The organism is Odoribacter sp., from assembly GCF_985060555.1.
The window spans coordinates 77,195-90,459 of sequence record NZ_CFKYFN010000037.1; the positions used below are offsets into that span (position 1 = coordinate 77,195).

At 44.5% G+C, this 13,265-nt stretch carries 7 protein-coding genes; 1 reads left to right on the forward strand and 6 read right to left on the reverse strand.

What is annotated here, in order from left to right; translation table 11 throughout:
* The 6 genes from AC5RDS_RS05190 to AC5RDS_RS05215 form a co-directional block, all read right to left on the reverse strand.
* A complete protein-coding gene (locus tag AC5RDS_RS05190; RefSeq protein ID WP_236252345.1) occupies window positions 1–2,211 on the reverse strand; it encodes a HEAT repeat domain-containing protein in 2,211 nt (736 codons plus the stop codon).
* Between the two features lie 85 nt (window positions 2,212–2,296).
* Window positions 2,297–5,116, reverse strand: a complete 2,820-nt coding sequence (locus AC5RDS_RS05195; RefSeq protein WP_022161155.1) for a M16 family metallopeptidase — start codon at window positions 5,114–5,116, stop codon at window positions 2,297–2,299.
* Between the two features lie 10 nt (window positions 5,117–5,126).
* The gene (locus AC5RDS_RS05200; RefSeq protein WP_046403094.1) at window positions 5,127–6,707 is read right to left on the reverse strand and encodes a DUF6850 family outer membrane beta-barrel protein; all 1,581 of its coding nucleotides are present in this window, start codon (window positions 6,705–6,707) and stop codon (window positions 5,127–5,129) included.
* A gap of 27 nt (window positions 6,708–6,734) precedes the next feature.
* Window positions 6,735–8,003 (reverse strand): DUF4876 domain-containing protein, encoded by a 1,269-nt coding sequence (locus AC5RDS_RS05205; RefSeq protein ID WP_022161157.1) that lies wholly within the window; start codon window positions 8,001–8,003, stop codon window positions 6,735–6,737.
* Between the two features lie 35 nt (window positions 8,004–8,038).
* Window positions 8,039–11,206, reverse strand: coding sequence for a TonB-dependent receptor (locus AC5RDS_RS05210; RefSeq protein ID WP_087381159.1), 3,168 nt, complete (start codon window positions 11,204–11,206; stop codon window positions 8,039–8,041).
* A 167-nt stretch (window positions 11,207–11,373) separates the two neighbouring features.
* On the reverse strand, window positions 11,374–12,564 hold the full coding sequence (locus AC5RDS_RS05215; RefSeq protein WP_022161159.1) for a FecR family protein: 1,191 nt from the start codon (window positions 12,562–12,564) through the stop codon (window positions 11,374–11,376).
* 112 nt (window positions 12,565–12,676) lie between these two features.
* Here AC5RDS_RS05215 and AC5RDS_RS05220 point away from each other — a divergent pair, with 112 nt between their 5' ends.
* On the forward strand, window positions 12,677–13,222 hold the full coding sequence (locus AC5RDS_RS05220) for a sigma-70 family RNA polymerase sigma factor (RefSeq protein ID WP_022161160.1): 546 nt from the start codon (window positions 12,677–12,679) through the stop codon (window positions 13,220–13,222).
* The last annotated feature ends 43 nt before the right edge of the window (window positions 13,223–13,265 follow it).

Sequence of the window (13,265 nt, forward strand, 5' to 3'; positions counted from 1 at the left end):
TTATTTCCCGTTTTTCAGATCACCTTTCAGACGATGGTAAGTCCTCAACACTTCTTGCCGGAAATCAGGTGTATTTGTCTGATCTTGCAAGAGTCCTTCGCAAGTGGTGATGATATCTTTCTTATATTCGGACAAGTTGAACCAAGCCAAAGATTCTATCAACGACTTCCGAAGCGCGGGAGAGGCCGATGTATCTTTCACCAGCTCGAGATAAACAGGCACTCCGGGATGATAGTTCAGATTTTTCAGATAACGGATATAAAAGATTTTATCTTTTTCAGGTTTTTCCGGATCGGGCATATCGTCAGTTACTTTCCACATCCGCTCATTACTCAATCTGCTTTGTAATTTTGTCCGAAAGTCGTCTTTATTCCGTAAAGTCGATTGCGCCAGTTCTTTTTCAAGTACAGCATCGACTTCCTGCCACCGATAAGCTTCCAAAGCAGTCAGGACATTGAAATTCACCCGTTCCGACAAATAATCGTTCAGATAAGTATCGATAATAAAAGGCAAGAACTCCGGAGCACCGATCCGTCCCATCCGGTGGATCGCTATCCGGCGGATAAATTCATACGGGTCAGTCACGGCCAGTTTCAACACTTCCCGGAAATTCTGATCATTCAATTCTTCCAACAGCGACATACAGGTATAGCGGACAACTGCATAGGGCGAAGTTTCAAAACGCATACGCAGCGTGTCCGATATCCCGGGATATTCTTGCTGAAATAATTTCAACAAAGCCATATTTTGCAAATCGGCATAAGGAGAATCTCTCAGCATTTCCAACCAGAAGGCAGGCGATTCGGAAGTCGTCAGCCAGGTATTACAATCCATCCCTTCCCGTCCGGAAGAGAAACAAAAAGTCGGATCTCCGATAATATGCGATTCGAGAATATTGGTATAACGGGCCCACAATCCGATCCGGGTTCCGAAACCCAACCAGCCGAACAAATCATTCGCCGACTTATCCTGCAGGACATTGACCGAATTAGCAAATGCCACGACACATTTCCCTTTCGAAAAGATATAACGTCCGGCAATATAATCCTTCTCACGGAAATCCCCGTTATAACAGGCATCGAAAATAACGAAACGGGCATTGGGAGCAATCGACGGTATATCTTCCAATACAATACCCAACTGCGCATCCGCTATAGAATCTTTACGAATCCATTCGGGGTCGAAAGCACCGCTAAACCAGGAAGTATCCAGGTGATATTCTCCGCACCACTTCTTCATCTGACCGGCGACATCTCCCTGCCTATCCGCAACAGTTCGTAATTTCGAACGGAATTCCCGTTTCAGAAATTCGGTATATTCTTCCGGATCATGAGTCCTGGGAGTAGCCGAAATATATTGACGGTAGGGCATTCCATGCTCATGAAAAATCAGCATATCCAAGTCCTCCCGTTGTAAGGCAGCGATGACTTCTTCTTTTGGGTAGTCCCACATGCTATACCGCATAAAACGGGCATTATTTTCCCGGTCGAAGACTCCTGGCAGTTGTTCCCGCAAGATCATCTGTTCCATCCGCCAGGCTGTCAGGGAATTGGAATAAGAACCCTCTCCGGTATAAGAAACAAATTGATCCAGGATATTATTTTCCTGATGAGCAGCCACTGCTTTGTTCAGGTAATCCCTGATCTGCTGGTAGCGGTCAGTCCCATCTTCCAGCGGTTTGATCCTTCCGGTATATATGTCACAGCACAAAGCCTGGGGCGAATCGGCAGCCAGATTATAATAAAAAAACAAAGCAGAAGTCGTATCCTGACCTAAATAATCGAACTTCAAGTCAAAATCATCATAAAACCGGTCGGAAGGTACGGAAGAATCCAGCCTCGGCGACTTCTCCTCATCCATCTTAAAAGCAGAAGTCATATGCTGTGCCTTCCGGATCATCGGAATCGGTATATCACCGATAAATACAGCACCTTCCAAACGGCTCTCCCGGTAGAGACGCATCAACAACTCCTTTATTTGTTCCGGATTTTTCCATTGACCGGCCAGTATATAAGCAGGCAATTGTTCCTGTTCAAGCACCGCCCGGTAATTTTCGATCTCAGGCCTGCACTTTTCCCAGGTCACCTGATCGGTTACGATAGCAAAAGAAGTCTTTTCCGGCCGTTGCTGAGGAGCAACGATCGTTTGCCCCCAGGCAAAAGAAACAGCCAGCAAAGCTATCCCTGCAAACATACACTTCATTAAATTCATACTTCACCTTTTATCGACCTTCCAGCAGGAAGTATAAAACCATACTATCCCGGCTTTTCAGGTCTCGATTAATAATTGCAAAACCTTAACGTAATTCCTGAAGGTCAACGACCTTCACTTCACCCAATCCACTTTTTCGAATCCGGTCTAACTGGGATGCCGCATCTCCCACGACAACAAAAAACATCCGGTCATAATCCAACCAGTTACGGATACACGCTTTCGCCTCCGGGAGCGTCATCCGTTTCAGAAGCTGTTCCTGCCGTTTCAAATCATCCACAGGCAAACCATCGACCGTCATTTCCGACAACAGGTCCAACCGGGCATCGGGCATTTCGAAAGCGGCAGCATTTTCCTTGAACATCGCATCTTTGGTTTTGACCAGACTTTGTTCTGTAAACTGCTCTCCATAGGTCGAAATACAACTTTTAAACAGTTGCATTGCTTCGAGCGTATAAGCCGCCTGTACACTCGAAGTAGCCCGGAACTCATTCGCATATTTCCCGCAATCGAAAAATGAATACGCCCCGTAAGTATAACCGTGTTGCAAACGCAACACATCGAACAATAAAGCATTGGAAGAAGCCCCCAACAGCTGATTCACCATTTTTGCCGGATAATAATCATTCGAGGCTTTAGGCATAGCCGGACATCCGAGAAGAATATACGACTGCTTAGCTCCCGGATAATCTACAAAATATACTTTTGCCTGAGGAGCCATAAAATTCAGGTTCAATCTCTCCTGCGAAGCACCTCCGGTAGTCCAGGTCCGAGCTAAAGGCTGTAAAAATTTCATCACCTCTTTTTTCTCATACCCCCCGACAAAATCAAACGTCGCCTGTCCGGGAACGATATGGGTTTTATAAAAAGTTTTAATATCCTCCATGGTAATGGCGGCAACCTCTTTCTCGGAAGCTAAAGCCGAATTCGACAAAACGTTCTCCGGCCCGTACATCATTTGCCGGAAGACATGCCGGGCCAAAACCTTGGGTTCGGTAGAACTTTGCCGGATATTCCCGATCATGCGCTTACGGGCTAATTCCAAAGCCGTTTCATCCCAACGAGGCTCCAACAACATCTCTTCTACCAAACGGAGGACCTGAGGAAAATTCTTTTTCAAACAACTACCGGACAGTTGCATTCGTTCTGTCGAAACACCGAAGGATACCCTTGCACCCAATAATCCCAAAGCAACCTCGAGCTCTTCCGGTGTTTTGGTCCGGGTCCCACAATTCAATACCGCCGCCGTCAAACGTGCCAGGCCTGATTTCCCTTTCGGCTCGCAAAGCATGCCCGAATTCAGGTAGACAGCAAACTGTACAACAGGTAATTCGGTATAGGCCATTCCTTTTACCTTCATACCATTACTCATTTCACCGGTCCATACGGGTGGCATCGCCGATTCCGGCGTATTTGCCAACAAAGGAGGTTCCACCGAACGGTCGAAAACGGACGGCGTATACTCATAGGGATCGTCATCCGTAACCGCCCCTTCATCTGCCACTAATTTCTGTCCGACCGGACTATCTTCATCGGGTCGGACAACAACAGAACCAGTCAGAGCTAAGCTCGTTTGCCCCTGAGGGACAGTACTCAAAGCCACAAAATGTTTTCCCCTTACATATTTCCGATACACCCTCATCACCTCTTCCTTCGTCACAGCCTGATAATGTGCCAAATCGATCACCATCTGATCGGGACGCCCCGCAAAAACGTTGTTCCGGGCTAAGGCCTGTGTTTTGCTTTCAAGAGACATCATCACATTATACAGCATCGTTTCCTGCATAATCTTCATACGTTCCAGATCGTTATCCCGGATCCCCTCTTGCTCAAATCTTTCGAAAGCCTCCTGAATCCCCCGATATACCGTGTTCAGATCGGTTTCTTTATATGCTTTTACAGAAACCGATACCTGTCCGCTCAATTCCAGGGAACTACTCGCCACATTCACATAAGATGCCAACTTATTATCTTCCACCAACACTTTATAAAAAGGGGCATTCTTACCGTAAGAAAGCAATAAAGCCAGTATGCGCAGAGGATAAGCATCCGGATGGAATTGTTCTGCTCCGGAAAAATTCATTTCCAGTCCGGGTGCATTGGCAAAACGATCTTCCAGGACATACTTCGACGTTTTTTCCAATTGTACAGGTATCGGCCGGACAGGTTCTACTTCCTCCCGGGCGGGAATTTCTCCGAAATATTTCCGGATCATCGCCTCCACCTCCCTCCGGTCAAAATCCCCTGCCACCACTAAGGTCGCATTGTTAGGAGCATAATATTTCCGATAGAACTGTTTTATATCGTCTACCGTAGCTCCGTGCAGATCGGCGATAGAACCGATCACCGGCCAACGGTAAGGATGTCCTTCGGGATAAAATTGCTTTAACATCATCCCGTTACTCTGCCCAAAGGGGCGGTTTTCATTTTGCCGTTTTTCGTTCGAAACGACATCGATCTCCCTCTCTAAACCTTTCCGGGTCACCGTATTAATGAAAAATCCCATCCGGTCGGACTCCATCCACAGCACTTTCTCCAGCGCATCACGAGGTACAGTCTCATAATAAACCGTCCCGTCGGGTCCGGTCGCCCCATTAAAACTTCCCCCCAGTTCGCCGATTTTTTTAAAGAATTCGTTTCGGCCCAAATGTTCGGAGCGCTGAAACAACATGTGCTCAAAAAGATGAGCGAATCCGGTTTTTCCAGGCTTCTCCCGCGCCGATCCCACATGATACTGAATCGCCACGGACACGATAGGATCGGATTTATCCTCATGCAATACGACCTGTAGTCCGTTATCCAAAACAAATTTCTCATAAGGAAGAGAAAAATCTTTCTCTCCCTGACAAGCAACGATCAGTAACATACCTATCCAAACCAGACTGAATGAGCTTAAATAATTCATACCGCTCTATTTAAAAATGACACCCCACGCTCACACTCATCACCATCCGATGATCGAAGTCATAACTATGAGTCTTCAAATACTGCCAATCTACTTTAGCAAACAAATTAGCTGTCGTCCGGGTATTCACCAGCTGAGAATAAACAGCCGAAAGATGAAGATCCCCATAATCAGCCCCCAAATAGCGGGTATCTCCACCCATCAAATCGGTCACCACCCGATAGTCCGGATAGTTTCCCCCATATACATAGTCTGCTTTGTTATTCTTATTGTATCCCAAATTCACACCGACCAATAATCGTCTTAAATTATTGTCTGAAAGAAAGAAATTCTTTTTCACATTCACTTCGAACCTGGTATTCTCTATATCCCGGGTCGAAACAGGGATCAGATAGCGTTCCTCCTGTTTCCAGTATTTCACACCGGCACCTAATTTCCAGGAATATTCCATTCCACGGTTGATCACATAGCGATAGTCCAAACTCATCGTTTGAGTTTTGTAGGTAGAGCGGATACTTTTGTAATACACTTTATATTCTCCTTCTTCTCCATCCGTTTCCCATTTTTGCAAATATTCGATCCCATCGATTTTCCGCTCCTGCCAGTTCATCTCCACAAAATGGGTGTTCTTCTTCGCATCGGGAATATAAGCCATCAACTTACCGCTCCATAATCCATCTTTCGTCGTCCCGAGATAACGCGGAGAAGTCGGAGTGGTAATCGCATCCTCTACTTTCTTGGAATAACCCAGATCCAGTAAAATATTCATCCGTCCGGCATAATTGTATTGCAAACCTCCGCCTACCTGATTCCCGTTGTAGGTCAAAAAGCGTTGTATACCCGAAGTTTCCGTAGCCATTCCCAAACCGGAAAGCAGGTAATAAGTCTGCTCGACATAACTATTGACGGCTTTCATCTCCAAATCTTCCCGTACACTGGCGTACTCAAAATCCAAACCGAAACGATGATTTTTCCCGGCAGACAAAACGACTCCCGGCCGGACAATAATCGTATAGAAAACCGATTTAGTACGCATATCGCGTTGTTTCGCCCCGACGGAATTCTGATAGTATCCATCCAGACCGAAAGAAAGGAAGTTCCAGAATTGAGGAGTAGCTACCCGCATTTTCAATCTATAATGCTGGTTATTCCAGTTACTGACGTTGGTATCGGCCGTATAATAAGGCATTCCCCGATACGGATCGATGATCGAAGAATTAAAATTCGCCTCTTTCACCTTGTCCCGCGAATAATTGAAACTTCCCCAAGCAAAGAAATCCTTTACCTTTCCTCCTCCTTCGGTGTCGAAAACCACATTATTCCCACTTTCTCCCTGCTGAGGACGACGAAAATTTCCGTCATAAAACCGATATTCCAGGTCTGCGCTGGCATAACGGAATGAATAATCCAATAAAGCTCCGGCCGCATTCTTACTCTGAGACCACAATCCCCGCATTTTCATATTTTCCAATGCAGCGGGTGTATTCAAGCGATCAGCGATTTTTTCCTGAGCGACCCCGACCGTCACCGCCATACTCATCATCAAAGAACAGCAGGTATATTTTATCGTGCAGTATATATTCTTTACCATAATATTCTAATTTTAAACATTAACGATCTATTCTCCGGTCACTAACAGATGATTCCAGGCAGGCATCTTTACCCCATAACGCCTCAGCTGGGGAGTATCCTGAATTTCGAAATCCTGTGTACTGTTATTCGTATCCTGGAATATAGGCGAACCGTCGGGTCGGGTGCCGATCATCTTACGAGCCACGCTCTTCCCGACATAAGAACCTCCGACCCAGGTCATCCCGGCATCCAGAAATCCCGGGACACGTTTCCCGGACAGATCACTTTGTTTTGTACCGCACTCTACCACATCGAGAATATAATCAACAGGTACTCTGGCATATAACGTATTGCTCGAGCTGGATAAATCCACGGTCTGCCATTTATTCCCTATCCAAGGGCGATAATCGACATCTTCCGGCACCTGAAAAAGTACATAAGCGCCCCCAAACACAGAAGTCAGATAAAAAGGAATAGACAACTCATTTGTCCCGTCATTGTAAACAATATTCATATTGACGGCAGACTGATCGGGAGTCAGGGCAAAGCCATTGTAAAACTCGAATTCCGCACTGGAACAATCTACAGGGCTATTGGGATTGAACAACTCCTGCTGATGGTTCAGGGCAGCCTGGGCCAATATACAGGATTCGCCCGGTTTTAAAGGATAATCCGTTCCATTCCCCGGAAATTGCCAAAGGGTTTGGGCATAGACATAGTCATCTCCGTCTTCCTCGGGCCAAACCGGTAATTTGGTGGTCGCTGTCGTCGGATGTAAGTGTCCCATATATAACTTATCCAGATAAATCACATTCTCCGTATTGTTGTAAATCTCATAAAACTGATCCCTGAAGTAAACCCCTCCTGTCGCAGGGCGTGAACCGGAATAGTAGATTTCCTTAAAAATCAACTTTCCAGCCACGAGAGCACGCACTGAAATATCCAGCGGTTTATCGCTGCTAACGATCGGATAATTCACGGCATTCCCGTTCAGATAATAGTCCGAACCATCCTCCGAAGAAGTTTTTCCATCGATACTGATGCTATATAACCCGGGGATAACGCCGGAAATTTCAGCTTTTCCACTGGCATCCATTTCAGCATCCAACGTCAGATTTTCCGAATAATTATTCAATTGTACCTTTAAATATTCGGGAGCAGGCAAACCGGACACATTCACGTCGGCCTGCACAATGATCGTCATTTTTTCTATCTTATCGGCCTGATCGGCATTGTCGAATTGATCGGTACACGATCCCGTAACCGCTGCCATCCATAAGAAAAAAGCTATTGTATATGTATTTTTGTATTTCATATGCTTACTGATATAACATGATTCATTCTAACAAACTAATTGATAATGGCCGACAGTTCCAACCCGAAGAATAACGGAATATTTCTTCTTTCATAGGAACCGATAGTCCGTTTTTGTTTGTATAGCGGACGACTGCTGAACATGTTGTTCGCAAAAAACGATACCCTTAGGTAGTCTTTAATTTCCTTCGTCAGATACAAATTCATACAGAGTGTCGGAGGCATGGATTCCCGGATTCGGTCTTTCTGGTTGACTGTCCGCATGATAGCGGTAAACTCAGCATCCTCTTTTTTAGCCGGATCGAAAGGATATACCTGCCCGTCTTCTTTCGAGATATAACTAACTGGGATCGAATCATTTCCGAAACGGCTCCAGTTGGCCTCTTTCCACAACACCTGAGCAGACAATGTCACCACAAACCCGATATCGGGAATATTGTGGGTCACCCGGAAAGTCGTCGCCATTCTTTCTGAATAATTTTTCCGCATAGCGGCTTCATAAATCCCCACATGAGGAGCTTTGGCCGGATCTTCGGAGCCTTTTTCATAATAGGTATAACCGTTATTGAACCGTTCTGTCCGTAACCAGGCGCCATTGACCGAAAAAGCGGTACGAATCGCATCGAACCGTCCGAGATTCAGATCGAATTCCAGTCCCCGCGTATTGATTGTAATGTTATTCTGAGGAGTCATATATTTCATCAATACCCGGTAAGTCCCCTTTTCGGTCAGCGCAGGAGCAGTCACTCCATCGGCAGGTAATTCCCCGCTTTTGTATTGTTTGTTTTCGACGGATTTAAAAGTAGTCGGCAAGTAAGCCATCGAATAACCGTTATTCATGCGTTCCTGAAAAGCGGTGACTGCCAGCCTCACTCCTTTGATATTCAAATCGAACCCGACTTCTGCTTTCCGGTTTTTAGCAATTTCCAGGTCTTTGTTTTCCGTATCGAAAACCCGGGTCGTCGTCATCATCAACCGTTGAGCTTCGGGAATCTTATCATCTGTCAGACTCACAAAGTTGACCATCTCGAAATAAGCCTTCTCCGGATGCAAATAAAGGACTGTGGGCATTTTAGCCGTTTCCCCGTATCCCCCTCTCAACGTAAATGTTTTTGGCAATACATCTAAAGAAGCATTCAAACGGGGCGTCCAGATATCCTGGTGTCCGAACAATTTATCATACCGTATACCGAGCTGTAAATTCAGGTTCCGTCTGGCAAAATTCAGGCTGAAATTTTCCTCCGCATATACTCCCAGTTGGTTTACAAACGGAATATCACTGTATTTCCGCGGGCGGAAAGAAGAATACAGACTGGTATTTACCCGGTATGGAGGCGTCGCCGGATCGAAAGTCTTTCCATCTCCATTGTTTCCATCGCTTTTAAAATCCGCCCCGACTAAAATCCGGTTATTGATCCGGTTGCCTTGCTTGACAAAATTAGCCATCACTTTAGCAAACACATTCAGCTCTTTTCCTTCGATATCATAACGGGTAAGATAATCGTTGGGTAACATATTGGCATAAAGTGTCTCTTCGCCGGCAGGAATATTGGTCAGCTTATTTCCCTGATCGTCATACAAATCGACACCGGGCCGATTACTCAGAATTGCACCGTCGGTCGTCGTCATCGAATATTGATATGTTGCATTTGTCAATAATCTTTGTTCATAACTCTTCTTATTCATATAATTTACTGCCAACGTATAACGGAGATTTTTCAGCCAGCCGTAATCCAGGTCAAAAATTCCGTTCGTATTAAACGCAATACCGAGATCCCGTCCGTTGCTCTTCAGTTGGAGCCGTTCATCATCCGGATTTTGTTTCCGTTTATTATCCCCATATATCACCTCTACCGAAGTATTGGAACGGAGAACATCATGTAAGAATATATTCGAATACATCACTTTTGCAGCAGCCCGTTGATAGTATACATAAGATTGCATAGGATCCGTCACATTATAAGCGTAATCCCCACTGATATTCAGGCTTCCTTTCTTCCCTCCCAGATTAAATCCTTTACCAGCCGATACCTGATAAATGTTTTCGTTGGTTTTAAAACGTAAGCGGAACGGTTCCCGGCCTGCTTTCGAATTGATAATGACAGCCCCTGAAGTCAAATCTCCGTATTCGACAGAAGGTATTCCCCGAATCACTTCGATGGACTCGATATTGTCTGTCGAGATAGCCCGGACATCGACACCTCCGGCCGGTGAAGATGTTCCGCCCAAAGCAGTCCCGGCACCTGTGATAGCAGGACTTACAGTCTGCAGATTGGCATTATTGGAAACGGGAGCCCCATCCCGGATAATCAGAGTCCCTAAACTATTCATATTGGCAGCTTCCTCTTCTCCATCCGTCACCCCCGGTATGCCGGAAGCATTCTCGGAAATCATACGGAGATTCAATTGGGAGGCGTATCCCAGATTCGGATTGGTTGCTAACCCACCCGGCAATAACTGCATCACATCTCCCAGGCTGGTTGCCTGCATATGATCCATGGCCAAACGGGAAATCTTGGAGGAAGTAGCTTGTCCGGCTTTGCTGTTCTCGGCCGTAATATGTACTTCATTCAACCTGAAATTTTCTTCCTGCAAATAAAAACGGAGATTCGTCACATTCGCATTCACCTGAATAACCGTATCCAGACTGATCCGTCCCATAAAACGAACTTCAAGTTTCAATTTTCCGGGACGTACATGATTAAGTGTGAATGCCCCGTCTTCCCGGGCAGAAGTACCGATCAGTAAATCCGGTATAAAAACAGTGGCATAGGGTATCGGTTTCCGGGTTTCAGCCTCGAGTACAAACCCTGAAACGGTAAATTCCCTGGATTGAGGTTGTGTTTGAGATAAAACGACTACTCCGTCCTGCCGCAAAGTATAAGTCAGTGATGTTCCTGCCACCAATTTATCCATCGCTTCCCGGATAGTCGCTTCAGAAACCTCGAAAACCTCTTTCCGGACTCCCTTCAGGTCATCGACCTGAAATAAGAAACGATAATCTGTCGTTTTCCGGATTTGCCCGATAATGTCAGCCACAGAGATATTCTTCATAGAAAGCGTAATCAACCGATTCGCCTGATAATCCTCAGCAATAACAGCCCGGGAATATTCCGGGTAACATACAGCCAACAATGCAAACAACATCCCTCTGAATAACATCCGGGATATTGTTCCTTGTTTGAAATAACACATTACTTTCATGTTTACTGTTTTAATTAATAATTACCTATTTTCAATCACCACCTGTCCATTGTTTTCGCGGAAATCCGCAAAATGAATCGACCATTTTAGCAGGTCCAAAGATAATGGGAGCTCTATTTAAGAGAAATCCCCATTTTTAGGTATATTCTATCATCTATTTCTATGAATTAATGTCTTTCTACGATCAGCCGATTGGCCCGAACTTTTAACTTAACTTTCTGTGTATCTTCGAACATACGAATCACAGATTCAAAAGAATCATATTTACTAAGGTCACCCGTAAAACACAATTGTTTCGTCTCAGCATCCCGATATTCTACTTCGATATTATACCATCGTCGTATTGTCTCCATGATTTCTTCCAAAGGAGTATTATCAAAAACGAACCAGCCATTTTTCCAGGCGATGACCTCCCTGACATTTACTTTTTTCAAGCTTCCCTGATTGGTTTCCTGATCAAAACTAAATTGTTCATTCGGTCGCAGATAGGTTTGATATTTTCCAAGCCGGACTTCCACCCCTCCTTCTACTAAAGTGGTTTTCCATGTTCTACGATCGGCATATGCCTCTACATTGAAATGCGTACCGGTAACTTTCACTTCCAAACCGGCAGGCGTTTTCACCGTAAAAGGTTTCAGCGTATCCGAAACGACTTCGAAATAGGCTTCACCTTGTAAAATTACTGTTCGCTGTTCAGCAGTAAACTCTACCGGATATTGCAAAGAACTTTCAGCATTGATCCAGACTTTAGTACCATCGGCAAGCACTAACCGATATTCACCACCAACCGGAACTTCCACCTTATGCATTAATGTTTGCTGTTCATTATTTTCCAAACCATTCGGTAGATTAACCGCATAATTCAATATAGCACTATCTCCGGTCAAAAATTGTTTTTCATTTAATTTCAAGGTTACCGGTTTCTTATCCAATACCACTTGCCTTCCATCCGCCAAAGTAAGAATAGCTTGGGGAGTTCCTGGGTGAATCAATGTAAAAGCCAATTCCTGTTGCCGTCTATAATCGCCCTGACGATTTATAATCCATATCGTTCCTATTCCCAGCAACAGGAGAACTATAGCAGCTACCCGCAAACCTATTTTCCTCATCCGAATAGATCTACGTTTTTCAACCCGATGCAAAATCGACCGATTCGCTTGTTCCGGATCGAAATGATTTTGCCACTCAAGCAGTTCGGCCAGGCTTTCTCCGCTCATGATCCGCCGATACAATGCCTCATGTTCCGAAGACCGACTACGCCACTCAGCCAACAGCCCGGCTTCTTCTTCAGAGAGTTGCCCGAAATAAGCTTTTTGCAACAACAAAATCAATTTTTGACGATCTTGTACAAGACACATAATTTGTTTTATATCGAATTACACTTTATATTAAAGACTAATAAGTCTTCCAAAAAGATGAATGATTCTTACAATTTTTTACCTTTGTTTTCGACTTTCAGGTTAAATAAAGATGAAATCAACAGCAAAACAAGGGATTAAAAATTCTTCTCCAAATGAATTTGCCAGTACAATGAATCGGTTGTATGCTCCTTTATGTTTTGCAGCCAACCGGTTTCTGAACGATAAATCGGCATCAGAGGACATTGTCCAGGAAGCTTTTGCACGGCTTTGGGAATTAGTGTCCAAAGAGAAGGAAATCGAAAGCATCGATAATTATATGTATATGTTGGTACATAACCTCTCTCTCGAATGGTTAAGAAAACTGAAATTACAGGAAAAATTCGTGAATAGCCGTTCGCTCAAAGAAGTGAACATTTTCAATGTTATAGTCGAAACAGATGTCGCTTTACAGATCATCAAGGAAATCGAAAAATTACCTCCCCGTAGTAAACAAGTCATGCAGCTCGCTTTTCAAGGCCTCGACAATCAGCAAATAGCACAGGAAATGAACATCTCAGTAAACAGTGTTAAAACACTGAAATACAAAAGCATCGACAAATTGAAAGCGATTTTCTCATCGGATACACTTTTAAAAATCCTGATGATCTTCGGCTAGTTTTCTAAACGAACTGTCTTTAAATCAAAAAAAACTTCTTTAT

Coding starts and splice junctions, on each gene's coding strand:
- AC5RDS_RS05190 (WP_236252345.1), bottom strand. CDS start 2,211: ATGAATTTAATGAAGTGTATGTTTGCAGGGATAGCTTTGCTGGCTGTT.
- AC5RDS_RS05195 (WP_022161155.1), bottom strand. CDS start 5,116: ATGAATTATTTAAGCTCATTCAGTCTGGTTTGGATAGGTATGTTACTG.
- AC5RDS_RS05200 (WP_046403094.1), bottom strand. CDS start 6,707: ATGGTAAAGAATATATACTGCACGATAAAATATACCTGCTGTTCTTTG.
- AC5RDS_RS05205 (WP_022161157.1), bottom strand. CDS start 8,003: ATGAAATACAAAAATACATATACAATAGCTTTTTTCTTATGGATGGCA.
- AC5RDS_RS05210 (WP_087381159.1), bottom strand. CDS start 11,206: ATGAAAGTAATGTGTTATTTCAAACAAGGAACAATATCCCGGATGTTA.
- AC5RDS_RS05215 (WP_022161159.1), bottom strand. CDS start 12,564: ATGTGTCTTGTACAAGATCGTCAAAAATTGATTTTGTTGTTGCAAAAA.
- AC5RDS_RS05220 (WP_022161160.1), top strand. CDS start 12,677: ATGAAATCAACAGCAAAACAAGGGATTAAAAATTCTTCTCCAAATGAA.